This window comes from Flavobacterium ammonificans, assembly GCF_020886115.1.
In the GTDB taxonomy this organism is placed as follows: Bacteria; Bacteroidota; Bacteroidia; order Flavobacteriales; family Flavobacteriaceae; genus Flavobacterium; species Flavobacterium ammonificans.
Window position 1 is genome coordinate 1,112,642 of the sequence record NZ_AP025185.1, and the last position, 26,057, is coordinate 1,138,698.

Sequence of the window (26,057 nt, forward strand, 5' to 3'; positions counted from 1 at the left end):
ATGAAGTGCCTTTTCGGCCAAAATAAAAAATATGTCAAAAATTCAACAAGCCATAAAAGAAAGAATCTTAGTCCTAGACGGGGCGATGGGAACCATGTTGCAACGTAACAATTTCTCTGAAGATGATTTTCGTGGCGAACGCTTCAAAGATTTTCCACATCCGTTAAAAGGAAATAACGATTTACTTTCGATTACACAACCCGAAGCCGTAAAACAAGTCCACCGTTTGTATTTTCAAGCGGGAGCTGATATTGTAGAAACCAATACATTTTCTGGAACGACTATCGGTATGGCCGATTATCATTTGGAAGATTTAGTGTACGAGTTGAATTACCAATCGGCTAAAATTGCCCGAGAAGTAGCTGATGAATTTACAGACCGTCCCCGATTTGTAGCTGGTTCTATCGGACCAACTAACAGAACGGCTTCGATGTCGCCTGATGTAAACGATCCGGGTTATCGTGCAGTTACTTTTGACGATTTGCGTGTGGCGTACAAGCAACAAGTAGAAGCCTTGATTGATGGTGGTTGCGATGTGTTATTAGTAGAAACTATTTTTGATACTTTGAATGCTAAGGCTGCTCTTTTCGCCATTGAAGAAGTAAAAGAAGAACGTAAAATAGATATGCCAGTAATGGTTTCAGGAACGATTACCGATGCTTCAGGAAGAACACTTTCGGGCCAAACGGTGGAGGCTTTTTTAATTTCGATTTCACACATTCCGTTATTGAGCGTTGGTTTTAATTGTGCTTTAGGAGCCGACCAATTGAAGCCGTATTTGAAACGTTTGTCGATGAATACGCAATTGAATATTTCAGCTCATCCGAATGCAGGTTTGCCTAATGCCTTTGGACATTACGATCAAACCCCAGAAGAAATGCAGGCTTTGATTAGAGAGTATTTACAAGATAATTTAATCAATATCATTGGAGGTTGTTGCGGAACGACTCCAGATCACATCAAAGCAATTGCTGATGTAGCGAGAGAGTTTAAACCCAGAACTATTGAATTAAACTAAACCGGAAAGGTTTTCAAAACCTACTAGGTTTTTATACGATATGAGTACACACGAAAAGAAATATTTACAATTATCCGGTCTAGAGCCATTAATTATTACCCCAGAAACTAATTTTGTGAATGTGGGGGAACGAACTAATGTTACCGGTTCCCGAAAATTCCTTCGATTAATCAAAGAAGAGCAATACGAAGACGCCTTAGATATCGCTAGAAATCAGGTTGAAGGTGGTGCGCAAATCATTGATGTCAACATGGATGAAGGAATGTTGGACGGGGTGTATGCCATGACCAAATTCCTGAATTTAATTGCTGCCGAACCCGATATTTCTCGTGTTCCTGTAATGATTGATAGCTCTAAATGGGAAATCATCGAAGCGGGATTGAAAGTAGTTCAAGGAAAAGGGGTGGTGAATTCTATTTCGCTTAAAGAAGGAGAAGAAAAATTCATTGAATACGCTAAAAAAATCAAACGTTACGGTGCTGCGGTAATTGTAATGGCATTTGACGAAAAGGGTCAAGCTGATAATTACGAGCGACGTATCGAAATTTGTAAAAGAAGTTACGATGTATTAGTCGATAAAGTTGGTTTTCCTGCTCAAGACATTATTTTCGACCCGAATATTTTCCCAGTGGCAACAGGAATGGAAGAGCATAAATTAAATGCTTTGGACTTTTTCCGTGCGACCAAATGGATTAGAGAAAACTTGCCGTATGCTCATATTTCGGGAGGAGTAAGTAATGTTTCTTTTTCGTTTAGAGGAAATGACAAAGTGCGTGAGGCAATGCACTCCGCATTTTTATACCACGCCATTAAGAATGGAATGACAATGGGTATCGTGAATCCTGAAATGTTAGAGATTTACGACGAAATTGATCCTGTTTTGTTAGAACATGTAGAAGATGTTTTGTTAAACAGAAGAGAGGATGCTACAGAGCGTTTATTGGATTTAGCAGAAAGTTTCAAAGGGGATTTCAAAGCCAATGAAAAAGCAATTGCAGAATGGCGTTCAGGAACAATACAAGAACGTTTAACTCATTCGTTAGTAAAAGGAATTGACGAATTTATAGAAATAGATGTAGAAGAAGCAAGACAAGCGGCTTCGAAACCCATTGAAGTTATCGAAATCAATTTGATGGCAGGAATGAATGTGGTAGGCGATTTATTCGGAAGCGGAAAAATGTTCTTGCCACAGGTAGTTAAATCAGCACGTGTAATGAAAAAAGCGGTAGCGTATTTATTGCCTTTCATTGAAGCGGCTAAAGACGGTTCGGCTTCCTCAAGTGCTGGAAAAGTATTGATGGCGACTGTGAAAGGTGATGTTCACGATATTGGAAAAAACATTGTTTCAGTTGTTTTAGCTTGTAACAATTACGAAATAGTCGATTTAGGTGTAATGGTAGCGCCTGAGAAAATTATTGCAGCAGCTATCGAGCATAATGTAGATGTTATTGGATTGAGTGGTTTGATTACGCCTTCGCTGGACGAAATGGTATATTTAGCCAAAGAATTGGATAAATTGAATGTTCAAATTCCAATTATGATTGGTGGAGCAACCACTTCGCGTGCGCATACAGCCGTGAAAATTGCACCTCAATATAAAGCGACAGTAGTTCACGTAAACGATGCTTCTAGAGCAGTAACAGTTGCTGGAAACTTATTGAATTCAGAAACTAAAGAAAAATACACACAAGACATTCGTACCGAATACGATGCGCTTCGTGAAGGCTACTTGAATCGTAGTAGGGATAAAAATTTCCTAACGATTGAGCAGGCAAGAGTAAATAAATTAAAGTTAGATTGGAGTACCTATACGCCAACAAAACCTAATTTCATTGGTACAAAAACCGTTGAGGTTGCGATTGCTGATTTAGTAGATTTTATCGATTGGACACCATTTTTCAATTCTTGGGAATTGTACGGAAAGTATCCAGCTATTTTAACCGATGAGGTGGTTGGAGAACAAGCTACGTCTTTATTTGCGGATGCACAAAAAATGTTACATCAGTTAATTCAAGAAAATTGGTTGACTGCCAAAGGTATTTTAGGAATTTACCCTGCCAATACGATTAATGATGATGACATTCAGTTGACAACTAATAATGGACAACAATTCACTTTTTTAACGCTACGTCAACAATCCCAAAAAACGGCTGGCGCGCCTAATATCGCCTTAGCTGATTTTATTGCGCCAAAAGATTCAGGAGTTCAAGATTATATGGGTTGTTTTTGTGTAACCACTGGTTTTGGAGTAGAAGAAAAAGCCAAAGCATTTGAAAAAGACCTAGACGATTATAATTCGATTTTGGTCAAAGCCTTAGGCGATCGTTTGGCGGAAGCCTTTGCTGAATATTTGCATTTGCAAGTTCGTAAGGAAATTTGGGGTTATGCCTCTGAGGAAAATTTATCAAATCAAGATTTGATCGCTGAAAATTATAAAGGAATTCGTCCTGCACCAGGATATCCAGCTTGTCCAGACCATTTAGAAAAACCAACGATTTGGAAACTCTTAAATGTGGAACAAGAAATTGGAGTAACTTTGACTGAAAGTATGGCCATGTGGCCGGCTTCATCGGTCTCAGGGTATTATTTTGCCAACCCAGAAAGTAAGTATTTTGGTTTGGGTAAAATAAAACAAGATCAAGTAGAAGATTATTCGAAACGAAGAAATACAACACTGGAGCAAGCTCAAAAATGGTTGGCTCCGAATATTGCAGATTAATTCAGTTCTCGGTTGACTGTTGTCAGTTTTAAAGTAAAACGACAACTAACAACCGACAACCAACAACCAACAACCGATACTATGAAAGTAACAGACCATATAGCAGCAGCCAAAGGAGAAACTTTATTCTCATTTGAAATTGTGCCGCCTACCAAAGGAACAAGTATCCAGGAATTGTATGATAATATAGATCCGTTAATGGAATTCAAACCGCCATTTATAGATGTAACCACTTCTCGTGAGGAATATGTTTATGTGAATAAAGGCAATGGTTTACTAGAAAAAAAATTAACCAGAATGCGTCCAGGAACTTTGGGAATTTGTGCGTCTATTAAACACAAGTATAATGTGGATACTGTACCTCACGTACTTTGTGGCGGATTTACCAAAGAAGAAACGGAGTACCTTTTAGTAGACTGTCATTATTTGGGTATTGATAACGTAATGGCCTTGCGTGGCGATGCCATGAAAGACGAACAATCTTTTATTCCGAAAGAAGGCGGAAACCATTATGCAGCTGATTTGGTGAGCCAAATTCACCAATTGAATCAAGGGAATTATTTACACGGTTTGAAGGATATCGAACATAAATCCGATTTTTGTATTGGAGTAGCGGGTTATCCAGAAAAGCATTTGGAGGCACCATCGTTAACTTCTGACTTGAAACGTTTGAAAGAAAAAGTAGATGCAGGAGCTGATTATGTAGTAACTCAAATGTTTTTTGACAATTCAAAATTCTTTGAATTTGTTGCCAAAGCAAGAGAAATTGGAATCAACGTTCCTATTATTCCGGGGATAAAACCGATTGCAGTACAAAGGCATTTGCAAATCTTACCTCAAATCTTTAGAATTGACTTACCAGAAGATTTAATCAATGCAGTGGAAAAATGTAAAACACCAGCTGATATTAGACAAGTAGGAGTGGAATGGGCAATACAACAGTCATTAGAATTAAAAGCTGCTGGAGTGCCGTTTTTACATTATTATTCTATGGGTAAATCAGAGAATATCCGTCAAATAGCGAGTAAAGTTTTTTAATTGAAACCTATAGATATTTAAAGCTTCTAATCTTTCAAAGGCTGGAAGCTTTTTTATTTTGTAACCTCTCTGAACACCGTTTCTAGGTTTTTATTTTTCTGGTTGAGTTGTAATGTTTTCAATCCGTTGGCAGTAGCAAAATCAAATACTACAGGGCGCATGTCTTTATCGGCAGCAAAAGTCAATTCCCAAATAGTACCATTGGTATTGGTATACGAACTAATGTTTTCAATCGTGGCAATTTGGGTTTCGGTTACTTCTTGGTCAAACTCTACTTCGATAATTTGAGTAGAGGTTTCTGAGATTAATTTTTCCAATTTTGTATCGGCTACAATTTTCCCTTTGTCAATAATAATGACACGGTCGCAAATCGCTTCTACTTCTTGCATAATATGCGTAGAAAGGAAAACAGTTTTGTCTTTACCTGCGTTTTTAATCACATTTCGAATCTCTATCAATTGATTGGGATCCAAACCTGTTGTAGGTTCGTCCAAAATCAAAACGTCAGGGTTGTGCAATAATGCATTGGCTAAACCCACACGTTGGCGGTATCCTTTAGAGAGTTGTCCAATTTTTTTATGACTTTCACTAGCTAATCCAGTCAATTGAATCACTTCTTCAATTCGTGATTTGGCTACTTTATATACATCAGCATTAAAAGCTAAATATTCCCGAACGTACAAATCCAAATACAACGGATTGTGTTCTGGCAAATAGCCAATAGAAAGTTGGACGTCTTTTTGTTGCGAATTGACATCATAGTCGTTCACTTTGGCACTGCCTTCATCAGCTGTCAGATAGGTAGTTAGAATTTTCATCAAAGTCGATTTTCCAGCTCCGTTGGGACCTAAAAAACCCACAATTTCTCCTTTTTTGATAGCAAATGAAATAGCATCTAATGCTTTTTGTGTTCCGTAACTTTTAGAAAGGTTCTTAATTTCTATTGACATTGCTTATTATTTACTACAAAAGTAAACAGAAAAAGCAATTATTTATTATTTCTTTAGATTTCAATTTGGTTACTATTTTCAAATTCACAATTATCGATTATTAAAACACTACTTTTTTAGCCAATTTGTAATTATTTTATAGTTTGATAAAGAATTCTGTTTTTGTTTTATAATATCCTTTATTTTACTTGGTTGAGTTAAAATTAATGCTAATATTTGCAATGTTAAACAAGGCAAAAAAAGCATCATATGTGTAGTAACCGTTTTTATTTTAGCAATACTTATTACTTCTTTTTTAGGAAGTAAGGATTGTTATATGGTTATTTGAAAAATTAAAAAGCAAATTAAAACAATATACAATCCTGATGAAAATCAGGATTTTTTTTTGAATTTATGGCAGCAAAAATTGCAATACAAGGTATTAAAGGCTCGTTCCATCATCAAGTGGCTCAAGAGTATTTTGAGAAAGAAGTTGAAGTAGACGAGTGTTTGTCATTTGAAGAGTTAATAGCAAGTTTGTTGACTGAAAAGTCAACTCAGGCAGTTATGGCGATTGAAAATTCGATTGCAGGTCCGATTATTCCTAATTATGCGTTGATTGACAAGAATAATTTGCACATAATTGGCGAACATTATTTAGATATTCATCAAAATTTAATGGCGTTAAACGGTCAGAAAATAGAAGATATTGAGGAAGTGCATTCGCACCCGATGGCCTTGTTGCAATGTATGGAGTTTTTGAAACAGTATCCTCATATTAAAATTGTTGAAGATAAGGATACAGCAGAAACAGCTCGAAGAATTCACGAAAAACAATTAAAAGGAATTGCCGCCATTGCTAGTAAAGTTGCTGCTGAAATGTATGATTTGGAAATTTTGGCGCCAGAGATTCAAACGATTAATAATAACATGACACGTTTTGTAATTATTAGTAAAACACAGTCACTTTTATCGACAGATGAAATTAACAGAGCTTCTCTCAAATTTGAATTGGATCACAAACGCGGTAGTTTGGCTGCGGTACTAAATGTAATGAGCGATTGCAAATTGAATTTGACCAAGATTCAGTCGTTACCCAAAATTGAAACGCCATGGAAATATTCGTTTTTTGTAGATGTGACCTTTGAGAAATACGAAGATTATGCCAAAGCAAAAGCCTTAATCGACATTATGGCCGAGTATTTCAAAGTTTTGGGAGAATATAAGAATACAAAACCTTGAGGTTGATATAAAATTAGAATAACTGAGATGATTACAACGGCAAAACGTTTAGATATAGTAGAAGAATATTATTTCTCCTCCAAATTGAGAGAAGTAAGGCAATTGGCTGCAGAAGGAAAACCCATCATCAATATGGGAATTGGAAGTCCCGATTTGAAGCCTTCGCAAGCGGTTATTGAAGCTGTGGTTTCGGCAATGCAAGAAGAAAATGCGCACCAATACCAAAGTTATCAAGGCATACCTGAATTGCGTCAAAGTATGGCTGATTTTTATCAGAACAACTTTGGAGTGGTTATGAATCCTACCACTGAAATTTTGCCTTTGATGGGATCTAAAGAAGGGATTATGCATATTTCTTTGGCTTTCTTGAATGAAGGAGACCAGGTGTTGATTCCTAATCCAGGATATCCAACTTATACTTCGGTGACGAATTTAGTAGGAGCGGTTCCTGTGTATTATGATTTAAAAGAAAGCACGAATTGGGAACCTGATTTTGAGGCGTTGGAACAATTGGATTTATCCAAAGTGAAGATTATGTGGGTGGGTTATCCGCACATGCCAACGGGAGCGAGAGGAAGTTTAGCTTTGTTTGAAAAATTAGTGGCTTTCGCCAAAAAACACAGTATTTTGTTAGTTAATGACAATCCGTACAGTTTTGTTTTGAATGACAATCCGATGAGTTTATTACAAGTCGAAAGTGCAAAAGAAGTAGCATTGGAACTGAATTCATTGAGTAAAACCTTCAATATGGCCGGATGGCGCGTTGGGATGGTTTTAGGAAACGCTGCTTGTATTGATGCCGTTTTGAAAGTAAAAAGTAATATGGATAGCGGAATGTTTTACGGGATACAAAAAGGTGCTATTGCAGCTTTAAAAAGTGATGCTTCTTGGTTCGAATCGATGAACGTTATTTATAGAAAACGTCGCATTTTAACCGAACAATTGGCAGAGAAATTAGGTTGCGAAGTGTATAAAGAAGGAGTAGGCTTGTTTGTTTGGGCAAAATTGCCAGCAGGAATTTCTTCTTCAGAAGCATTTATCGACCAAATTTTATACGAGAAACATATTTTTATTACCCCGGGAACAATTTTTGGAAGTAATGGAGAAGGTTACATTCGATTTGCACTTTGTGTAAAAGAAGAAGTAGTACAAGAAGCGATTGATCGATTTTAGATTTCAGATTTTTCTACATCATTATTTATAATTGGAGTAGGAATAAAAAAACAAAAAATGAAAGTAGTTGTAATAGGTATAGGTTTAATAGGTGGTTCGATGGTTTTAGACATCAAAGCGCTGCATCCGGATGCGACTATTCTAGGGATAGATGCGAATGAGAACCATTTGCAAGAAGCCATTGATTTAGGCGTTGTTGAAAAAGCAGGAAGCACTGAAGATTTAGCCGATGCAGATTTTGTGATTGTTTCGGTTCCAGTAGATATTGCCTTGGTAGTTTTGCCACAAGTATTGGATGCTGTTGGTGAGAATACAATTGTTTTTGAAGTAGGTTCCACCAAGTTACCTATTTGTGAAGCAGTGGCTAATCATCCCAAGCGTCGCAATTATATTGCAACACATCCCATTGCAGGAACGGAGTTTTCAGGACCTTCGGCAGCCATAAAAGGATTGTTTCAAGAAAAGACGAATATCATTTGTGAGGTAGAAAAAACAACTTTTAAATTACAAGAAAAAGCCTTGCAATTGTTTACGGCTTTAGGAATGCGCATCCGCTATATGGATCCCGAAGCGCATGACAAACATATTGCGTATGTGTCTCATTTGTCGCACATTAGTTCGTTCATGTTAGGAAAGACTGTAATTGATAAAGAAACAGAAGAACAAGATATTTTTGATATGGCAGGCAGTGGATTTGAAAGTACAGTGCGTTTAGCTAAAAGTTCGCCAGCGATGTGGACACCGATTTTCAAACAGAATAAAGAACAAGTGGTGAATACCTTAGAAGAATACATTTCTAATTTAACTAATTTTAAAGAGTTATTAGAAAATGGTGATTATGATGCAATTTATAATGAGATGCAAAGTGTCAATAGAATTAAAGAAATATTAAACGGAATAAACATAAAAAAGTAATTTTAGTAAAGATGGAAAATAGTAAAGAAATGAGAAGTTGGTTGGAGGCATTCAAATTGGATCATCCATTAGTAATAGCTGGTCCATGTAGTGCTGAGACTGAAGAGCAAGTTTTAAAAATTGCTCACGAATTAAAAGATTCAGACGTAAGTATTTTTAGAGCTGGTATATGGAAACCTAGAACTCGTCCAGGAGGCTTTGAAGGTGTAGGTGAAATTGGATTGAAATGGTTAAAAAAAGCCAAAGAAGAAACAGGTTTACTAATGGGTACTGAAGTAGCTACTGCAGCACACTGTAAATTAGCTTTGGAATATGATATTGATGTTTTATGGGTGGGAGCACGTACAACAGCGAATCCATTTGCGGTTCAAGAAATTGCGGACACCTTAAAGGGAACTGATAAAATAGTGTTGATTAAAAATCCAGTAAACCCAGATATGGCTTTATGGTTAGGTGGTGTAGAACGTTTGCATGCTGCTGGAATTAAGAAATTAGGAGTAATTCATAGAGGTTTCTCTACCTACCAAAAAACAAAATATAGAAACATTCCAGAATGGCAAATAGCTATCGAATTGCAAAACAAATTCCCTGATTTGCCTTTGATTATTGATCCATCTCACATCACGGGAAATCGTAATATGATATTAGAAGTGACTCAAGAGGCATTAGATTTGAATTACGACGGTATGATTATCGAAACGCATATTGATCCAGATAATGCATGGAGTGACGCAGCACAACAAGTTACTCCTGATACTTTGAAACAAATTTTTAAAGATTTGAAAATTAGAAAACAAACTGGAGATACTGCTGATTTTGACAATAAAATGACTAAGTTAAGAGCGAATATTGATGTTTTAGATGCTAATTTATTAGAGGTTCTTGGAAAACGTATGCAAGTCGCGGCAGAAATTGGCCAAGTGAAGAAAGAAGCTAACGTAGCGGTTTTGCAAAACAGTCGTTGGAATGAAATTCAAGCAAAAATGACAGCTGAAGGCGCTAAAAAAGGATTGTCAGAAGAATTTATCATTAAATTGTTCAAAGGAATTCACCAAGAAAGCATCGAACAACAAGAAAAAATATTGAATTCATAAAATGATTTGTTATCGAGGATTAACGATTTAATATTTTAGATTTCTTGAGTTATAAATTAAAATTTATTAAAATCCCAAGGCTTATACTTTTGGGATTTTTGCTTATTAATAAGTCATCTTTTTTTAAATTTTATAATAAACTGTCTGTATAAACATAATGTATCATTTATCTTTGTAACTAGTTTTAGGTTTTTAAATCATAAGTCTAATATCGTTAATCTACATTCAAAAATCCTTTATGACAGGAATCGTTTATAAATCTACAGGAAGTTGGTACACTGTAAAATCTGAAACAGGTGATTTTATGGAATGTCGTATGAAAGGGAAGTTCCGTATGAAAGGGATTAAAAGTACCAATCCAATTGCTGTAGGAGATGTGGTAGATTATGAATTAGACAATAGTTCAGATACTGTAACGGGAACTATTCATAACATTCACGATAGAAAGAATTATATTGTTCGTAAATCGGTAAATTTATCCAAGCAAATCCATATTATTGCATCCAATATTGATCAGGTTTTTTTATTGATTACGATTGATAACCCGCCTACAACAACTAGTTTTATTGACCGTTTTTTGGTTACAGCCGAAGCCTACGGTATTGAAACGGTTTTGGTTTTTAACAAAATTGACACCTTAACGGATGCTTCTTTAGACGAGCAATTGTACATGCAACATATGTATCAAGAAATTGGGTATCGTTGTTTGCGTGTTTCGTCAACTGAAGGAAAAGGAGTCGAAGAATTAAAACAATTGATGTTAGATAAAGTGAGCATGTTTTCGGGACATTCTGGTGTAGGAAAATCGACTTTGGTTAATGCATTAGAACCTTCCTTACATTTGAAAACAAAAAATATTTCGGAGCAAAGTAAACAAGGACAACATACGACCACTTTTGCCGAAATGTATGATTTGAGTTTTGGGGCCAAGATTATTGATACGCCAGGAATTAAAGGATTTGGGATTGTAGATATGGAAAAAGAAGAGGTTGGAGGTTACTTTCCGGAATTTTTCAAATTACAAGACCAATGCAAATTCAATAATTGTTTGCACAAAGAAGAGCCACATTGCGCTATAAAAGCCGCTTTAGAAAATGATGAAATTGCTTGGTCGCGTTACAACAGCTATTTAAAAATTTTAGAAGGCGATGACGAACATTACCGCACCGATGTGTATAATGAAGACCGAATAGCTAGCGATAAAACCAGAAATTAATTATGAATTATAAATGGTGAATTATGGCTGAAAATATTATAAAAACCAAATCATTTGCTTTTGCTTTGCGAATTGTAAAATTGTATCAATTTTTAAGTTCAGAAAAAAAAGAATTTGTTTTGAGTAAGCAATTATTGCGAAGCGGAACTTCAATTGGAGCGTTGGTTAGAGAATCCGAACATGCTGAAAGTAAACAAGATTTTATTCATAAATTAGCTATTGCTCAAAAAGAAGCTAACGAAAGTGATTACTGGTTAGAATTATTATTTCAATCTGATTATTTAAATGAGTCTCAATTTCAATCATTAAATTCAGATATTGTCGAAATAAATAAAATACTAGCTTCCATTATTATTTCAACAAAGAACAATTTAAAAAGATAATTATGATTGGTTTCGAAAATTTACAATTCACAATTCATAATTTATAATTTTTATGAGAGTAGTTTTACAAAGAGTTTCTTCGGCATCAGTTTCCGTTTCTGAAAAAATAGTAGGAGAAATCCAAAAAGGATTGTTAGTCTTAGTAGGAATTGAAGATGCCGATACCCAAGAAGATATTGATTGGTTGGTTACCAAAATTACACAACTACGTATTTTTGGTGATGAAAATGAAGTAATGAATTTATCCGTAGAAGAGGTAAATGGAGATCTACTTGTACTAAGTCAGTTTACGCTCCATGCAGCTACCAAAAAAGGCAACCGTCCTTCGTATATCAAAGCGGCTAGACCAGAAGTGGCAATTCCACTTTATGAAAAATTTGTAACTGCATTAGAACATAAATTAAGTAAAAAAGTACCAACAGGTATTTTTGGCGCAGATATGAAAGTAGCTTTACTGAATGATGGCCCTGTGACTATAATTATGGATAGTAAAAATAAGGAATAATGGATTTAAAAAACGCACAACTAGACGTAGATACTTGGATTAAAGAACACGGAGTTCGCTACTTTAACGAATTGACCAATATGGCGCAATTGACAGAAGAAGTAGGTGAAGTCGCTCGAATTATTGCCCGTCGTTATGGGGAACAATCTGAGAAAGAATCGGATAAAAATAAAGATTTAGGTGAAGAACTGGCTGACGTGGTTTTTGTAGTCTTGTGTTTGGCCAACCAAACCGGAATTGACTTACAAGCGGCTTTTGACAAGAAAATGGATTTGAAATCGGTTCGCGATAAAGACCGTCACAAGAATAATGAAAAATTGAAATAATTTGCACCCAATTACTGAACAACACACAACAGAATGAAATTACTACTACAATCTGCGCTATCTGAAATCAATGCTGCAATAAAAATTACGGGTTCCAAAAGCGAAACCAACCGTTTGTTGTTACTGAAAGCTTTGTTTTCCAATATTACTTTAGCCAATACTTCCAATTCAGATGATAGCGAAGTGATGGAAAAAGCATTGATTGGATCAGATGCAATTGTAGATATTCATCACGCAGGAACAGCAATGCGTTTTCTTACCGCTTACTTTGCTGTAAATGAAGGTCGTGAAGTAGTGTTGACAGGCTCTAGCCGAATGCAAGAGCGTCCGATTAAAATTTTGGTAGACGCCTTAGAACAATTAGGTGCTGTTATAACTTACGAAAAAGAAGTGGGTTATCCACCTATCCGAATCAAAGGTCAAAAAATCACGGCTTCTAAAGTGAATTTAGCTGCCAATGTTAGTAGTCAATACATTTCGGCTTTACTGTTAGTAGCCCCAAAACTTGAAAATGGTTTAGAGTTGACTTTAGAAGGAGAAATTACTTCCATTCCTTATATTAAAATGACTTTGGCGTTACTCAATGATTTAAATATTCAAACTAGTTTTGAAGGAAATGTCATTACCGTTGCGCCAAAACCAGCAGTCAAAACTAAAGAAATGACCGTGGAGTCCGATTGGAGCTCGGCTTCGTATTATTTTAGTATTGCCGCTTTAGCAGATGCTGCTTCCATCACCATTTCAAGTTATAAAGAAAATAGTTTACAAGGCGATTCGGATTTGGTAAACCTTTACAAAGCTATGGGAGTGAAATCTCAATTTAACGGAAACCAATTGACTTTAAACAAACAAGCCAATTTCAATTACCAAGACGTTACTTTCGACTTGAACAATACACCTGATATTGCGCAAACTATTGTCGTTACCTGTTTAGGTTTAGGAATTGGTTGTCATCTAACTGGTTTGCATACTTTAAAAATCAAAGAAACAGATCGTTTAGAAGCACTACGAATTGAACTTACTAAGTTGGGAGCCAATATTTCGGTAACCAATGATAGTTTGACTTTGGTTGCTACCAAAAAAATTAATCCAAATATTACTATCGCTACGTATAATGATCACCGAATGGCAATGGCATTTGCGCCTTTGGCTTTGCGAGTGCCAATTTATATTGAAAATGCCGAAGTAGTCTCAAAATCCTACCCTGATTTTTGGGAAGATTTGAAAAGTTTGGGCTTTGCAATAGAAGAAACCGCTTAAATTAGATTATTGAATAGTCGAAATCCCTTTCTATCATTGGGTTGGTAAAAATAAACACCAAAACACTTGACAACGCCTCTTTCGCAGTCGTATATTTGCATTCCAAGTTTAAATGTTTATAGTGTATAAACATTTAAACTTTTAAACACATAAACTTTATTCAATGAAATTATCACACTTTCAATTCAATTTACCAAAAGAACTTTTAGCTGAGTTTCCAGCAGAGAACAGAGACGAGTCTCGTTTAATGGTTATTGACCGTAAAAAACAAACGATAGAACACAAAATGTTCAAAGATGTTATCGATTATTTTGATGACGGAGATGTAATGATTTTGAATAACACCAAAGTTTTTCCAGCACGTTTGTACGGAAACAAAGAAAAAACTGGAGCAAGAATTGAAGTATTTTTGTTACGTGAGTTGAATGCTGAACAACGCCTTTGGGACGTATTAGTTGATCCAGCTCGTAAAATCAGAATCGGAAATAAATTGTATTTTGGAGACGATGATTCATTAGTAGCTGAGGTTATTGATAACACAACTTCTCGTGGTAGAACATTGCGTTTTCTTTACGATGGTTCGTATGAAGAATTCAGAAACAAATTAACTGAATTAGGAGAAACCCCAATCCCAAAATACATCTCACGTGACGTAACTCCAGAAGATGCAGAACGTTACCAAACTATTTATGCCAAAGAAGAAGGTTCGGTTGCTGCGCCAACCGCAGGATTACATTTCTCTAAGCATTTACTTAAAAAATTAGAAATCAAAGGAGTTAATTTTGCCGAAGTAACACTTCACGTTGGTTTAGGAACTTTTAACCCAGTTGAGGTGGAAGATTTATCGAAACACAAAATGGATTCAGAGGAGTTAAAAATTACTCAAGAAGCTTGTGATGTTGTTAACAATGCAAAGTTGAACAAGAAACGAGTTTGTGCAGTTGGAACTACTTCTATGAGAGCAATTGAAAGTGCTGTTTCTTCACAAAGAACATTAAATCCTTTTGACGGTTGGACTAATAAATTTATTTTTCCTCCTCACGATTTCAGTATAGCCGATTGTATGATTACCAATTTCCATACACCCAAATCGACTTTATTAATGATGATTTCTGCTTTCTGTGGTCACGATTTAATGAAACGTGCCTATGAAGAAGCAATCAAAGAAGAATACAAATTCTATTCGTATGGAGATGCTATGTTAATCTTATAGCTAAATCATTTTAAATATTATAAAATCTCGTCAGTCATGGCGAGATTTTTTTTGGGGGCGTGACCCTTACCCTTCCTGGATCCAACACTTGGGTCGGGCTATACACTTCAAGTCCTCGTGCTGTTCCGCATTCGCTACACACCACTGTGGGCTTTTCGTTGCTATCCCTCACGCAAACCCAATGCTTTATTTTATTCGTTTAATTTGTGTAATTCGTTTAATTCGTGTTTTAATTCTTCGTTCAAATTCGTGTCATTCGTGTTTTTTCATATTAGTTTGCTATTTTTACTTCATAAAATACGTATAAATGAAATTCGAAAACAACCTAGCTTTTGCACAGCAACTAGATTCTCAAGATACATTAGGTCATTATCAGAATGAATTTTATTTCCCACAAGTTAATGGAAAGAAAGTGATTTACTTTACAGGAAACTCTTTGGGATTACAACCCAAAAGAGCCAAAACCTATGTAGATGAGGTAATGAACGATTGGGCAACGTTAGCTGTTGAAGGTCATTTTTATGCCAAAAAACCTTGGTGGGATTACCACGAACGTTTTGCAAATCCGTTGAGTAAAATAGTTGGAGCATTGCCTACTGAAGTTACTGTAATGAATACTTTAACAGTAAACCTTCATTTACTAATGGTTTCGTTTTATCAACCAACATCCAAACGATATAAAATTATTTGCGAAGAAAAAGCCTTCCCTTCAGATCAATATATGTTTCAAAGTCAAGTCCGTTTTCATGGGTATGAACCAGAAGATGCTATAGTAGAAATTAAGCGTAGAGAAGGAGAACATAATATTCGATTAGAAGATGTATTAGCAAAAATTCAAGAAGTGGGAGATGAGTTGGCTTTGGTCTTAATTGGCGGGGTCAATTATTATACCGGACAGGTTTTTGACTTGAAAACCATTACCGAGGCAGGACATAAAGCTGGGGCTTATGTCGGATGGGATTTAGCGCATGCCGCTGGAAATATCGAGTTGCAATTGCACGATTGGCAAGTAGATTTTGCTGCTTGGTGCAGTTATAAATATATGAATTCAGGGCCCGGAAATGCTTCAGGCTGTTTTATCCACGAGAAACACCACACTAATTCTGAATTGCCAAGATTAGCCGGTTGGTGGGGACATAATAAAGAACGCCGATTCAAAATGGAACCTAATTTTGACCCAGTTCAAGGCGCAGATGGTTGGCAAATTAGTAATTTACCTATTTTATCTTTAGCACCCTATTTGGCTTCGGTGGAACTTTTTGCCGAAATAGGTATGGCGACTTTAATTGCAAAAAGAAATACAATAACCTCCTATTTAGAGTTTGTATTACACGAAATTGACCGAGAAGTAAAGGGTAATTTCGAAATTATTACACCTGCTAATCAACTGGAAAGAGGCTGTCAACTCTCGGTTTTTTTACATGGAGAAGGCCGAAGTCTATTTGATTATCTAATGAAAAATGGAGTAATTGTGGATTGGCGCGAACCGAATGTAATTCGATTTGCTCCAGTTCCTTTATACACCTCTTACGAAGATATTTATCGATTTGGGCAAATTTTGAAAACGGGAATATTGAATAAATAAAAAATTGTTTATTTCAAAAAAGATTCTGTTGGTTGATTTTTTCTAGCATATTTTAAACGGTCTACTAATTTAGGTAAGCAATAACCATCTAAACCATTTACGGTTACAACATTTCCTTTGTCTAATTGTAACCAGCCGTCTTCATGTTGTAATACTTCATCAAAAAATAATTCTTCAATAGAAGCAATAATGTGAATAGTATCATTTTCTTTAATGTGGTATTCATTGAGATATTTGCAATACAATTGCACAGGACTACCTTTTACAAATGGTGTTGCAATACCTTCTTTGTATTCTGCTTCCAGATTCGTTTTATCAAACTCAGAAATACCTAAATCATAATTAGCCGAACTATGATGGGCATCTTCAATCATATCAACAGTTACGTGATTAATTGTAAAGTAACCAGTTTCCTTGATGTTTTTGTACGTATCACGAGGAACAGTAGTAGGTCTCATAATAAAACCAATTAAGGCTGGATCGCTTCCTAGGTGAGTCACGCTGCTAAAAATAGCGACGTTCGATCCGCCATTTACAGACTGTGTAGCAATCAAATTAGTTGATTTGTATCCCGTACACGAATTAATTAAATTCAAGCGAGGTACTTTGTCCATCTTTGTTATTTCTTCTTTCGAAATATTTTTCATGCGGGCTGTATTTTGCACAAAGATAAATTTTGTTTAATTAAAATTACATTTTTGTTAAACAAAATTTAGTTAAATAGGCACTTTGTTCAACAGTATTTGTGAATTATTCTTTTATATTTGTTATATTAATTGATATCAATATGAAAATTTTCAAAAAAGCACTTATCGTTCTAGTTTCAATCGTTGCTCTTCTGGTTCTAGGTTTAGCAGGGTTTGCATTTTATTCCAAGCCAAAATATGAAGGCGAAGTACCGCTAAATAACCTACAGAAAGAAACAACCGTTTACTTTGACGAATTTGGAGTTCCTCATATTTATGCCGAAAATAGTTTGGATGCAATGGAAGCTTTGGGTTATGTTCATGCTCAAGACCGTTTGTGGCAAATGGAGTTAATGCGCCGAATTGCACCGGGACGTCTGTCTGAAATTTTCGGATCGGCAGCTTTAAAGAATGATAAATTCTTTGCTGGTTTAGGAATTGAAGAAGCTTCTGCAAAAGCCATAGCTCAATTGGATAAAAACAGTCCGAGCTACCAGTTGACACAAGCTTATTTGGATGGAATTAATCAATATTTAGAAGAAGGAAAAACCCCAGTCGAATTTCAATTGCTAGGCATCCAAAAGCAAAAATTTGAGGTTAAAGATGTCTACAATATTTTCGGTTATATGGCTTTTAGTTTTGCTATGGCGCAAAAATCAGATCCTTTGATGACTGATTTACGCAATAAACTTGGAATAGACTATGTAAAAGAATTTGGATTAGAAGGTGAATTCAACACTACTAAGATTAAAAATGCTAAAGAAAATGTTCAAGAATACTCGGCTATTTCAAAATCGGTTGCAGCTTTAATAGACCAATCACCAATTCCACCATTTATTGGAAGTAACAGTTGGGTAATTGCTCCTCAAAAGACCAAGAACGGGAAAGTAATTTTTGCAAATGATCCGCATATTGGATTTTCGCAACCGGGCACTTGGTATGAAGCGCATTTGGTTACGCCTGACCATGAAATTTATGGCTATTACTTAGCAGGAACTCCGTTTCCTTTGTTAGGCCACAACCGTCAATATGCCTATGGCTTAACCATGTTTGAGAATGATGATATTGATATGTATCAAGAAGAGAATAGTCCTTCAGATCAGAGTCAATACAGAACGCCAACTGGATTTAGTAAATATGAAAATAGAACAAGAACAATCAAAATTAAAGACAGTTCGGATGTAATTGTAAATGTCAAGGTAAGTCGTCACGGACCTATTGTCAATGATTTGATTGAAGGATTGCAAAAGGACAAACCAGTTGCCTTATCTTGGATTTATACCCAACAACCTATTTTAATTTTGGATGCCGTTTATACACTTTCGCACGCTAAAAACATCGCTGATTTTCAAAAAGGGGTACAACTAATTGCTGCTCCTGGTTTGAACGTAATGTATGGAGACACTAAAGGAAATGTAGCTTGGTGGGCAACTGGAAAATTATACAAGCACAATAAGGGCGTAAATCCTAATTTCATTTTAGAAGGTGCTAGTGGTAAAGAAGATATCAAAGAATATTTGGATTTTGCCAAAAACCCATCATCGGTTAATCCGAGTTGGAATTATGTGTATTCTGCCAATAACCAACCCGAAGCAGTTGACGGATTTTCATATCCTGGATATTATTTGCCAGAAGATAGAGCCAAACGAATTGTTCAATTGTTAGATTCCAAATCCAACTGGGACAAAGAATCAGCAAGTAAAATGATTTTTGATAATACTTCTTCGGTAGCGCCATCAGTAGTTCAAAATTTAATCCAAGCTATTGATGCTTCTACCCTTTCTAAAAATGAAAAAGAAGCAATTGCGATTTTAAAAAGTTGGAAGGGGTCAAATAATTTGCAAGACGTTGCGCCTACAGTTTATAACAAATGGATTTATTGTACCTTAAAAAATACATTTAAAGACCAAATGGGCGAAGCCAATTTCAAGCAGTTTTTAGGAACTCATATTTCAAAACAAGTAGTGGCAAGACAAATAGCAAATAACAACTCGCTTTGGTGGGATAATAGCGCCACTAAAAATAAAAAGGAGACCAAAAATGAAATTGTTACTCAATCGTTTAAAGAAGCGATTAACGCTTTAGAAAAACAATTAGGTAAATCAGTTACTTCTTGGACTTGGAATAAAGTCCATACTGCAGAACACCAACATCCATTGAGTAAAGTTGAGGCTTTGAAACCATTTTTCAATGTTGGTCCATTTGAGGTTTCAGGTTCTATGGAAGTGATTAATAATTTGTTTTTTGATTTTACAGAAGACGGAAACTATGTTGTAAAAGGAGGTCCGTCAACAAGACGAATTATTGACTTTTCGGATATTGAAAACAGTTGGAGTATTTTGCCAACAGGACAATCTGGAAATCCAATGAGTCCTCATTATAAAGACCAGGCTGAAATGTACAATACAGGAAAGTTCAGAAAGATGAAATTGAACAAAGCAGAAATTATTCAAACTTCAACAAAATTGGTTTTTATTCCCAATAAAAAGTAAATAGATAATGGTTAGTGCATTTTTATAATTAATTTTGCCCAACTTTTAAAAATAGTAATGCAGACTCCCCAAAAAATTGCAGTTGTAGGTTCCGGATTAGTTGGTTCATTATTGGCCATCTATTTGAGAAAGGCTGGTCATACCGTTCACGTTTACGACAGAAGTCCGGATATTCGCCAAATTGAATTTTCTGGCCGCTCGATAAACTTAGCGATGTCAAATCGAGGTTGGAAAGCCCTAGATGTTGTTGGAGTAGGTGATGCCGTCCGCGAAATCGCCATCCCTATGGACAAGCGTGCTATTCATTTGGTAGACAAACTCAATTTTCAAGCTTATGGACAAGAGGGTGAGGCCATTTATTCCATTTCAAGAGGTCTTTTAAATCGGAAAATGATTGATTTGGCTGAAGATGTGGGAGCTAAATTCTTTTTCGAACAAAAAATCTGGGATGTTACCCTTGCAGATGCTACGCTTCATATTGGTGAAAGCGAACGCGGAGCTTGGGAAGAGAAAAAATACGATATGGTTTTTGGTGCTGATGGCGCTTTTTCTAGAATTCGTCACCGAATGCAACGCCAGAGCATGTTCGATTACTCACAAGAGTTTTTAAAAATTGGCTACAAAGAATTGAATATTCCTGCTAATGAAGATGGAACACATAAATTAGATCCGAATTCCTTTCATATATGGCCAAGAGGCGAATACATGTTGATTGCTTTGGCTAATTTAGATGGAAGTTTCACCTGTACTTTATTCATGCCTTTTGAAGGTAAAAACTCTTTTGAGGAACTGAAAGATATTCAGCTAGTAGAAACCTTTTTCGCTAAAAACTTTCCAGATTCAATTGATGTAATACCTAAATTAACAGAGGATTTTTTTAAGAATCCTACTAGTACTTTGGTTACTATGAAATGTTTTCCTTGGACCTATGAGGATAAAATTGCTCTAATTGGTGATGCATGCCATGCTATTGTTCCGTTTTATGGACAAGGGATGAACTCTGGTTTTGAAGATATTTCGATACTAAACGACATGATGCAGTTGTATGGAAATGATTGGAAAACAATTCTTTCCGAATATCAACTATCAAGAAAACCCAATGCTGATGCCATTGCAGAATTGTCCTATCGCAATTTCATGGAGATGAGTAGTAAAACTGCAGATGAAAAATTCTTACTACAAAAGAAAATAGAGAAACTTTTTTCAGACAAATATCCAGATTTATGGATTCCATTATATAGTAGAGTAACGTTTAGCGACCGCCCTTATACAGAAGCATTAGCCATTGGAGATGCTCAAAATAAAATTATGGAATCTGTTTTGAAAATGAATGATATTGAGTCGAATTGGGATTCAGTTGAAGTAGAAAATAAAATTCTGGAATTACTCCAAAAACAATAATTAGTATTCTTCTCGGTGTACTTTAGTGAAATCAAAAGCAGGGGTACAAATAGCAATGTATTCACATTCTTCTTCAAATGGGTTGGAATATTGAACTCGTGTGTTTTTATCAATACGGATAGATTGTCCAGCTTCTAATACTACCACTTCGTCTTCAATAATAAATTGTTTTTTTCCACGTATTATATAAGTGTATTCATCAAACTCTGGTGTCTGAAAAGGTTCGCTCCATCCGGCAGGAGCAATCATATGCGCTAAAGACAGTTCTGGATTTTTTGTACTTGCTAGACCATGATGTTCTTCAATTAGTTTCCCATCTGTTGTAGGAACAATAAATGGAGATTTTTGTAGGGTATACTTTTTCATAATTAGGAATATCTTTAATTGAATATAATAGTGTTTAACTTTACAATGCAAACATAAATAAAATAAGAAATTTGGGGGATTAATTTTATACATAAATGTGTACTTAAAATCCTAATATTTCCAAGATTTAAATGAACTACATCGTTTTTTTTAAAGAAAATGAAAATTTTGTATTCAAATTTTATTTTCGGTTTTATTAACAAATTACCTATTTTAAACCTTCTTGAGTGAGGTTTTGCTATTAATTATTCGATTTCTCTGTTTATTTTCTAGCAAATACAAAGTTAAGAGTTCTACGTGTTAATTGTATGTGAAAAATTAACATCAATAAAATTAAAAAAAGTTTTTTTATTTAAACTAAAAATATAAATTTGCTCCACTACAAGTTTATTTAAACACTAAAAATTAAATTATTTAAAACTATTAAAAATTAAAAAAAATGGCAAACGTTAAAAAAGAAAACGGAACTCAAAAAGGTGGAGGAGCAATTGCAGGTATAATTATTGCAGCTTGTATTTTTGTAGGTTGGATTATTTGGGAATTTATTATGGGTAATGGTGCAAACTTCGAAGGAGGAGTAAATACAGGACACCCACTTCCAGGAAACTATTTAGCAATGGTTTATAAAGGAGGACCTATTGTACCAATATTATTAGGATGTTTATTAATGGTTATTGTATTTTCATTTGAGCGTTTTGCTGTTATTTCTAAAGCTGCTGGTAAAGGTAACTTAGATGTTTTCATGAAAAACATTCAATCTAGTATTACTAAAGGAGATATCGATTCAGCTATTGCAGCTTGTGATAAACAACAAGGTTCTGTAGCTAACGCAATCAAATCTGCATTATTGAAGTATCAAGATGTTAAAGCTGAAGGTTTAGATAGTGAAGCCGCTGCTGAGACAATTCATAAAGAAATCGAAGAGGCTACATCATTAGAAATGCCAATGTTAGAGAAGCACATGACTATTTTGTCTACAATGGTTTCTTTAGGAACATTAGCTGGATTGTTAGGGACTGTAACTGGTATGATTAAAGCGTTTGGTGCATTAGCATCTGCTGGTACTCCTGACCAAGCTGCATTGGCAAATGGTATTTCTGAAGCCTTGATCAATACTGCTACTGGAATCTCTACATCTGCTTTAGCAATTATTACTTACAATTTGTTTACATCTAAAATTGATACTTTGACTTATTCTATTGATGAGGCAGGTAATACAATTGTTAACACGTACAGACATTTCAGAAGTTCAAAAAAATAATTAATTAATTAATTAAATACTTTACTAATTGTATCGTATTCAATTATAAAAAATAAAGTAATGGCTGTAAAAATGTCCAAAAAAGCTGCGTCAATTGATATGACCGCTATGTGTGATGTTGCCTTTCTATTGTTAACTTTTTTTATTTTGACTGCTACAGCCAAAATACCTGAGCCGTTACCAGTAGATACGCCTGCATCAACAGTTCAAACAAAATTGCCAGACACTGATTTAGCTACAATTACCGTAGGAAAAGGAAAGGTTTTCTTTGATCTTAAAGGTAGAGAAGTTAGAAAAAGAGCTTTAGAGTTAATGGGTCAAAAATATAGTGTTTCATTCACTGAAGAAGAAACTGCTAAATTTGCTTTGATGGAAGGTTTTGGTGTTCCAATTACCAATCTTAAAGAAATTATAGCAATGAAAAGTTCAGACAGAAGTAAGACTGGTTTGCAACCTGGTATACCTAAAGATTCTTTAGATAATCAATTGTCTCAATGGATTCAATTCTCAAGAATTGCTAATATTGAAATTCAAGATAAAGAATTACAAATTGCAATCAAAGGAGATGCTAAAGAAGAGTATCCTGCTATTAAGAAAGTAATGGATATTTTACAAGATCAAAAAATCAATAGCTTTAATTTAGTTACGGGTTTAAGAGCAAAAGATAAATAATATAAAAAGATACTAAGATGGCTGAATTAAATACCGGCGACGGTGGTGGTAAAAAAGGCGATGGTAAAGTAAGAAGTAAGAAATCCAATTCTAAAGTTGATTTAACAGCGATGGTGGATTTAGCGTTCTTGTTGATTACTTTCTTTATGCTTACTACGACCTTGTCAAAACCCCAATCGATGAGTTTGGGATTGCCAGATAAAGAGGATAAACCAGATCCTAAAAATCAAGTTAAGGTAGACGAAAACCGAACTATGACTATTTTATTGGGTGATGATGACAAACTAGTTAGGTATGTAGGTTTACTTGCAACTCCGGTTAGTGGAGGAACTCCTAAAGATTTTACATACGGAAAAGATGGTATCCGTAAGGAGTTACTATCAAGAAAAAAATTAGTTTTAGAGTATACTGGAAATAAGGATAAGGGGATGATTGTTATTATCAAACCAAGTAAAAAGTCTACATATAGAAATCTTGTGGATATTCTGGATGAAATGGCTATTGCTGATGTACCTACCTACGCAATTGTAAATGAGTATACTCCTGAAGAAAAAAAATTGTTAGAAGGTAAATAAGATTCGTCTTAATACTCAATAACCTAATAACTAAGAAATATGAAATTAGATATATTTACAAATCAATGGTTAGATATTGTATTCGAAGGTCGAAATAAAGCCTATGGTGCTTACGATCTTAGAAAAAACAATACTAAGACCACTGTTAGAGCTTTAATTATTGGAGCAATTGTTTTTTCTGTTACAGTTGCCGCTCCATTAATTATGAGTTTGCTACCTGATTCTTCTGGAGACGACGATAGTTTAGATACTAAAATAGTAACTATGAAGTTGCCACCAAAGAAAGAAGAGCCTAAAAAAGATCTTCCGCCACCTCCCCCACCTCCACCAAAAGTGGATCAAGTGAAATTTGTTAAGCCAGTTGTGGCAAAAGCAGAGGAAGTAACTGAAGAGCCACCAAAAATTACTGAAATTAAAGATAAAAAATTAGGTAATGAAACCATTAAAGGTGATCCAGATGCTGAATTAACTGTTGAACCTGTTGGTACTGGTACTGCAGCAGTAGTAGAAGAAGATAATACGGTATACAACACTGCGGGAATTGAAGTAAAGCCAGATTTTCCTGGTGGAATGGAAAAGTTTTACAAGTTTGTAGGAAGCAATTATCAAACACCTGAAGAAGAAGGATTAAAAGGTAAAGTTTATGTTACCTTTGTAGTGGAAAAAGATGGTTCTTTAACTGATATCAAAGTATTAAGAGATATCGGATACGGTACTGGAAAAGAAGCTATCCGAGTTTTAAAGAAATGTCCAAAATGGACTCCAGGAGAGCAAAATGGTAAGCCAGTTAGGGTTTTATACTCACTACCTATTACTATTCAATCTGCTGAATAATGATTAAAAACTTTGTTACTAGTTTTTTGAAGAAATCGCTCAAAGAGCGATTTCTTCTCGTTATGGGAATCTTGTTTTTAGTATCCTATTTAGTCCTTGGATTGCTAATTATTTTTCTAAAACAATTGCCATTACAAATGGAATATAATTATCGAGTTGCATTTGGAACACTTCTGATAGTATATTCTGTTATCCGATTTTTTAGAATCATTAACGATAATAAAGATTAATTTATGAATACCTTTTTCAAATCTGTATGTTTGATTGTACTTGTTTTTTCTTTTAATGCTTGTAACAATTCAAACAAAACATCCCAAGAAACTATTCTTAAAGGGAATGCAACTTTACTTGTTGATGCTACTTTGATGCCCGTTATGGAAGATCAAATCGAGATATTTGAGAATAGGTATGATGCTAAGATTAAAATGATTGTTAAGTCTGAAGTTGAAGTTGTACAAACTCTAGTCAAAGATACTTCAAGTATTGCTGTTCTTTCAAGGAAATTGAATCCAGATGAACTTAAAATATTTTCTAATAGAAAGATTATTCCTAAAATTACACCAATTGCTTTAGATGCAGTTGCCTTAATTATTAATAAGAATTCGAATGATACAATTGTTGATATTAAAGATGTAATTAGTTTTATGAATGGAAAAAACACACCTGGCATTAAAGGGTTGGTTTTTGATAATCCTAACTCTAGTACAGTGCGATATATGAACAATTTAGCTGGAATTTCATCAATTCCTCAAAAAGGAGTCTTTTCTTTTGGAACTAACAATGAAGTTATTAAATTTGTAAATGATAATGAAGGAATGATTGGAGTGGTTGGTCTTAATTGGTTAACACAGCCAAGACCTGAAATGCAAAAGTTTGTTGACGGCATCACTATAATGAGTGTGAAGGGTAAAAATCAATCTGATTTTTTTGCTCCAGACCAAAATAATATTGCCGAAGGGAAATATGCATTAGCTCGTGAGATTTATATTGTGAATTGTCAAGGATTTTCGGGTTTAGGCATGGGTTTTGCTTCATTTGTAGCGGGAGACATTGGACAGCGTATCATTTTGAAATCCGGATTATTGCCTTATAAAATACCCCCAAGAAAACTAAGTATTAGAAATCAAATTACGAATGATAAAAAATAAATTAAT

The 26,057-nt window shown here is 35.0% G+C and carries 25 protein-coding genes; 22 read left to right on the forward strand and 3 right to left on the reverse strand.

The genetic code is table 11. The features are described from left to right. The first annotated feature begins 31 nt into the window (after positions 1 to 31). The 3 genes from LPC20_RS04690 (at position 32) to metF (ending at position 4,775) form a co-directional block, all read left to right on the forward strand. Positions 32 to 1,018 carry a homocysteine S-methyltransferase family protein gene (locus tag LPC20_RS04690; RefSeq protein ID WP_229326946.1) on the forward strand — a complete coding sequence of 329 codons (987 nt, stop codon included), beginning with the start codon at positions 32 to 34 and terminating at the stop codon, positions 1,016 to 1,018. A gap of 40 nt (positions 1,019 to 1,058) precedes the next feature. Next, a complete protein-coding gene (metH, locus tag LPC20_RS04695) occupies positions 1,059 to 3,737 on the forward strand; it encodes a methionine synthase (RefSeq protein WP_229326947.1) in 2,679 nt (892 codons plus the stop codon). Between the two features lie 81 nt (positions 3,738 to 3,818). Continuing rightward, on the forward strand, positions 3,819 to 4,775 hold the full coding sequence (gene metF / locus LPC20_RS04700; protein ID WP_229326948.1) for a methylenetetrahydrofolate reductase [NAD(P)H]: 957 nt from the start codon (positions 3,819 to 3,821) through the stop codon (positions 4,773 to 4,775). A 53-nt stretch (positions 4,776 to 4,828) separates the two neighbouring features. On the opposite strand, the gene gldA is transcribed toward metF, so the two are convergent. Next, on the reverse strand, positions 4,829 to 5,725 hold the full coding sequence (gene gldA, locus LPC20_RS04705; protein ID WP_229326949.1) for a gliding motility-associated ABC transporter ATP-binding subunit GldA: 897 nt from the start codon (positions 5,723 to 5,725) through the stop codon (positions 4,829 to 4,831). A 393-nt stretch (positions 5,726 to 6,118) separates the two neighbouring features. Here gldA and LPC20_RS04710 point away from each other — a divergent pair, with 393 nt between their 5' ends. The 11 genes from LPC20_RS04710 (at position 6,119) to kynU (ending at position 16,616) form a co-directional block, all read left to right on the forward strand. Then, positions 6,119 to 6,946, forward strand: a complete 828-nt coding sequence (locus LPC20_RS04710; RefSeq protein WP_229326950.1) for a prephenate dehydratase — start codon at positions 6,119 to 6,121, stop codon at positions 6,944 to 6,946. A 27-nt stretch (positions 6,947 to 6,973) separates the two neighbouring features. Continuing rightward, a complete protein-coding gene (locus LPC20_RS04715) occupies positions 6,974 to 8,119 on the forward strand; it encodes a pyridoxal phosphate-dependent aminotransferase (protein ID WP_229326951.1) in 1,146 nt (381 codons plus the stop codon). 57 nt (positions 8,120 to 8,176) lie between these two features. Beyond that, the gene (locus LPC20_RS04720; protein WP_229326952.1) at positions 8,177 to 9,034 is read left to right on the forward strand and encodes a prephenate dehydrogenase; all 858 of its coding nucleotides are present in this window, start codon (positions 8,177 to 8,179) and stop codon (positions 9,032 to 9,034) included. Positions 9,035 to 9,045: 11 nt separating this feature from the next. Then, entirely contained in the window at positions 9,046 to 10,128 is a 1,083-nt protein-coding gene (locus tag LPC20_RS04725; protein ID WP_229326954.1) for a bifunctional 3-deoxy-7-phosphoheptulonate synthase/chorismate mutase type II, read from the forward strand. Between the two features lie 238 nt (positions 10,129 to 10,366). Beyond that, positions 10,367 to 11,344 (forward strand): ribosome small subunit-dependent GTPase A, encoded by a 978-nt coding sequence (gene rsgA / locus LPC20_RS04730; protein ID WP_229326956.1) that lies wholly within the window; start codon positions 10,367 to 10,369, stop codon positions 11,342 to 11,344. A 23-nt stretch (positions 11,345 to 11,367) separates the two neighbouring features. Beyond that, a complete protein-coding gene (locus LPC20_RS04735; protein WP_229326958.1) occupies positions 11,368 to 11,727 on the forward strand; it encodes a four helix bundle protein in 360 nt (119 codons plus the stop codon). Between the two features lie 52 nt (positions 11,728 to 11,779). Continuing rightward, the gene (dtd, locus tag LPC20_RS04740) at positions 11,780 to 12,232 is read left to right on the forward strand and encodes a D-aminoacyl-tRNA deacylase (RefSeq protein ID WP_229326960.1); all 453 of its coding nucleotides are present in this window, start codon (positions 11,780 to 11,782) and stop codon (positions 12,230 to 12,232) included. Further along, positions 12,232 to 12,558, forward strand: coding sequence for a nucleotide pyrophosphohydrolase (locus LPC20_RS04745; protein ID WP_179001729.1), 327 nt, complete (start codon positions 12,232 to 12,234; stop codon positions 12,556 to 12,558). The genes dtd and LPC20_RS04745 overlap by 1 nt, the downstream gene beginning before the upstream one ends. Positions 12,559 to 12,591: 33 nt before the next feature. Next, a complete protein-coding gene (aroA, locus tag LPC20_RS04750) occupies positions 12,592 to 13,818 on the forward strand; it encodes a 3-phosphoshikimate 1-carboxyvinyltransferase (RefSeq protein ID WP_229326961.1) in 1,227 nt (408 codons plus the stop codon). A gap of 163 nt (positions 13,819 to 13,981) precedes the next feature. Then, positions 13,982 to 15,031 (forward strand): tRNA preQ1(34) S-adenosylmethionine ribosyltransferase-isomerase QueA, encoded by a 1,050-nt coding sequence (gene queA, locus LPC20_RS04755; protein WP_229326963.1) that lies wholly within the window; start codon positions 13,982 to 13,984, stop codon positions 15,029 to 15,031. A 307-nt stretch (positions 15,032 to 15,338) separates the two neighbouring features. Beyond that, positions 15,339 to 16,616, forward strand: coding sequence for a kynureninase (gene kynU / locus LPC20_RS04760; RefSeq protein WP_229326965.1), 1,278 nt, complete (start codon positions 15,339 to 15,341; stop codon positions 16,614 to 16,616). 8 nt (positions 16,617 to 16,624) lie between these two features. Here the strand turns inward: kynU and LPC20_RS04765 are convergent, their stop codons facing one another. Continuing rightward, on the reverse strand, positions 16,625 to 17,263 hold the full coding sequence (locus LPC20_RS04765) for a flavin reductase family protein (protein WP_229326968.1): 639 nt from the start codon (positions 17,261 to 17,263) through the stop codon (positions 16,625 to 16,627). A 140-nt stretch (positions 17,264 to 17,403) separates the two neighbouring features. Between LPC20_RS04765 and LPC20_RS04770 the strand changes: the two genes are divergently transcribed. Then, complete coding sequence (locus LPC20_RS04770) at positions 17,404 to 19,794, forward strand: penicillin acylase family protein (protein ID WP_229326970.1); 2,391 nt, start codon at positions 17,404 to 17,406, stop codon at positions 19,792 to 19,794. 57 nt (positions 19,795 to 19,851) lie between these two features. Continuing rightward, positions 19,852 to 21,195 (forward strand): FAD-dependent oxidoreductase, encoded by a 1,344-nt coding sequence (locus LPC20_RS04775; RefSeq protein WP_229326972.1) that lies wholly within the window; start codon positions 19,852 to 19,854, stop codon positions 21,193 to 21,195. On the opposite strand, the gene LPC20_RS04780 is transcribed toward LPC20_RS04775, so the two are convergent. Next, entirely contained in the window at positions 21,196 to 21,561 is a 366-nt protein-coding gene (locus LPC20_RS04780) for a cupin domain-containing protein (RefSeq protein WP_229326974.1), read from the reverse strand. Between the two features lie 439 nt (positions 21,562 to 22,000). Between LPC20_RS04780 and LPC20_RS04785 the strand changes: the two genes are divergently transcribed. The 6 genes from LPC20_RS04785 to LPC20_RS04810 are packed head-to-tail and all read left to right on the forward strand — an operon-like array spanning position 22,001 to position 26,051. Further along, positions 22,001 to 22,822 carry a MotA/TolQ/ExbB proton channel family protein gene (locus tag LPC20_RS04785; protein ID WP_229326976.1) on the forward strand — a complete coding sequence of 274 codons (822 nt, stop codon included), beginning with the start codon at positions 22,001 to 22,003 and terminating at the stop codon, positions 22,820 to 22,822. Positions 22,823 to 22,882: 60 nt separating this feature from the next. Beyond that, on the forward strand, positions 22,883 to 23,494 hold the full coding sequence (locus LPC20_RS04790) for an ExbD/TolR family protein (RefSeq protein ID WP_229326978.1): 612 nt from the start codon (positions 22,883 to 22,885) through the stop codon (positions 23,492 to 23,494). A 17-nt stretch (positions 23,495 to 23,511) separates the two neighbouring features. Then, positions 23,512 to 24,069, forward strand: a complete 558-nt coding sequence (locus tag LPC20_RS04795; protein WP_229326980.1) for an ExbD/TolR family protein — start codon at positions 23,512 to 23,514, stop codon at positions 24,067 to 24,069. A 39-nt stretch (positions 24,070 to 24,108) separates the two neighbouring features. After that, positions 24,109 to 24,903 carry an energy transducer TonB gene (locus LPC20_RS04800; protein WP_229326982.1) on the forward strand — a complete coding sequence of 265 codons (795 nt, stop codon included), beginning with the start codon at positions 24,109 to 24,111 and terminating at the stop codon, positions 24,901 to 24,903. Beyond that, the gene (locus LPC20_RS04805) at positions 24,903 to 25,133 is read left to right on the forward strand and encodes a hypothetical protein (protein ID WP_229326984.1); all 231 of its coding nucleotides are present in this window, start codon (positions 24,903 to 24,905) and stop codon (positions 25,131 to 25,133) included. The genes LPC20_RS04800 and LPC20_RS04805 overlap by 1 nt, the downstream gene beginning before the upstream one ends. A 3-nt stretch (positions 25,134 to 25,136) precedes the next feature. Beyond that, positions 25,137 to 26,051: a PstS family phosphate ABC transporter substrate-binding protein gene (locus tag LPC20_RS04810; protein WP_229326986.1), complete on the forward strand. Its 915-nt coding sequence runs from the start codon at positions 25,137 to 25,139 to the stop codon at positions 26,049 to 26,051. Positions 26,052 to 26,057: the final 6 nt, after the last annotated feature.

Bases quoted from the DNA above. Each gene is read 5' to 3' on its own strand.
- LPC20_RS04690 (WP_229326946.1), top strand. From the start codon at position 32: ATGTCAAAAATTCAACAAGCCATAAAAGAAAGAATCTTAGTCCTAGAC.
- metH (WP_229326947.1), top strand. From the start codon at position 1,059: ATGAGTACACACGAAAAGAAATATTTACAATTATCCGGTCTAGAGCCA.
- metF (WP_229326948.1), top strand. From the start codon at position 3,819: ATGAAAGTAACAGACCATATAGCAGCAGCCAAAGGAGAAACTTTATTC.
- gldA (WP_229326949.1), bottom strand. From the start codon at position 5,725: ATGTCAATAGAAATTAAGAACCTTTCTAAAAGTTACGGAACACAAAAA.
- LPC20_RS04710 (WP_229326950.1), top strand. From the start codon at position 6,119: ATGGCAGCAAAAATTGCAATACAAGGTATTAAAGGCTCGTTCCATCAT.
- LPC20_RS04715 (WP_229326951.1), top strand. From the start codon at position 6,974: ATGATTACAACGGCAAAACGTTTAGATATAGTAGAAGAATATTATTTC.
- LPC20_RS04720 (WP_229326952.1), top strand. From the start codon at position 8,177: ATGAAAGTAGTTGTAATAGGTATAGGTTTAATAGGTGGTTCGATGGTT.
- LPC20_RS04725 (WP_229326954.1), top strand. From the start codon at position 9,046: ATGGAAAATAGTAAAGAAATGAGAAGTTGGTTGGAGGCATTCAAATTG.
- rsgA (WP_229326956.1), top strand. From the start codon at position 10,367: ATGACAGGAATCGTTTATAAATCTACAGGAAGTTGGTACACTGTAAAA.
- LPC20_RS04735 (WP_229326958.1), top strand. From the start codon at position 11,368: ATGGCTGAAAATATTATAAAAACCAAATCATTTGCTTTTGCTTTGCGA.
- dtd (WP_229326960.1), top strand. From the start codon at position 11,780: ATGAGAGTAGTTTTACAAAGAGTTTCTTCGGCATCAGTTTCCGTTTCT.
- LPC20_RS04745 (WP_179001729.1), top strand. From the start codon at position 12,232: ATGGATTTAAAAAACGCACAACTAGACGTAGATACTTGGATTAAAGAA.
- aroA (WP_229326961.1), top strand. From the start codon at position 12,592: ATGAAATTACTACTACAATCTGCGCTATCTGAAATCAATGCTGCAATA.
- queA (WP_229326963.1), top strand. From the start codon at position 13,982: ATGAAATTATCACACTTTCAATTCAATTTACCAAAAGAACTTTTAGCT.
- kynU (WP_229326965.1), top strand. From the start codon at position 15,339: ATGAAATTCGAAAACAACCTAGCTTTTGCACAGCAACTAGATTCTCAA.
- LPC20_RS04765 (WP_229326968.1), bottom strand. From the start codon at position 17,263: ATGAAAAATATTTCGAAAGAAGAAATAACAAAGATGGACAAAGTACCT.
- LPC20_RS04770 (WP_229326970.1), top strand. From the start codon at position 17,404: ATGAAAATTTTCAAAAAAGCACTTATCGTTCTAGTTTCAATCGTTGCT.
- LPC20_RS04775 (WP_229326972.1), top strand. From the start codon at position 19,852: ATGCAGACTCCCCAAAAAATTGCAGTTGTAGGTTCCGGATTAGTTGGT.
- LPC20_RS04780 (WP_229326974.1), bottom strand. From the start codon at position 21,561: ATGAAAAAGTATACCCTACAAAAATCTCCATTTATTGTTCCTACAACA.
- LPC20_RS04785 (WP_229326976.1), top strand. From the start codon at position 22,001: ATGGCAAACGTTAAAAAAGAAAACGGAACTCAAAAAGGTGGAGGAGCA.
- LPC20_RS04790 (WP_229326978.1), top strand. From the start codon at position 22,883: ATGGCTGTAAAAATGTCCAAAAAAGCTGCGTCAATTGATATGACCGCT.
- LPC20_RS04795 (WP_229326980.1), top strand. From the start codon at position 23,512: ATGGCTGAATTAAATACCGGCGACGGTGGTGGTAAAAAAGGCGATGGT.
- LPC20_RS04800 (WP_229326982.1), top strand. From the start codon at position 24,109: ATGAAATTAGATATATTTACAAATCAATGGTTAGATATTGTATTCGAA.
- LPC20_RS04805 (WP_229326984.1), top strand. From the start codon at position 24,903: ATGATTAAAAACTTTGTTACTAGTTTTTTGAAGAAATCGCTCAAAGAG.
- LPC20_RS04810 (WP_229326986.1), top strand. From the start codon at position 25,137: ATGAATACCTTTTTCAAATCTGTATGTTTGATTGTACTTGTTTTTTCT.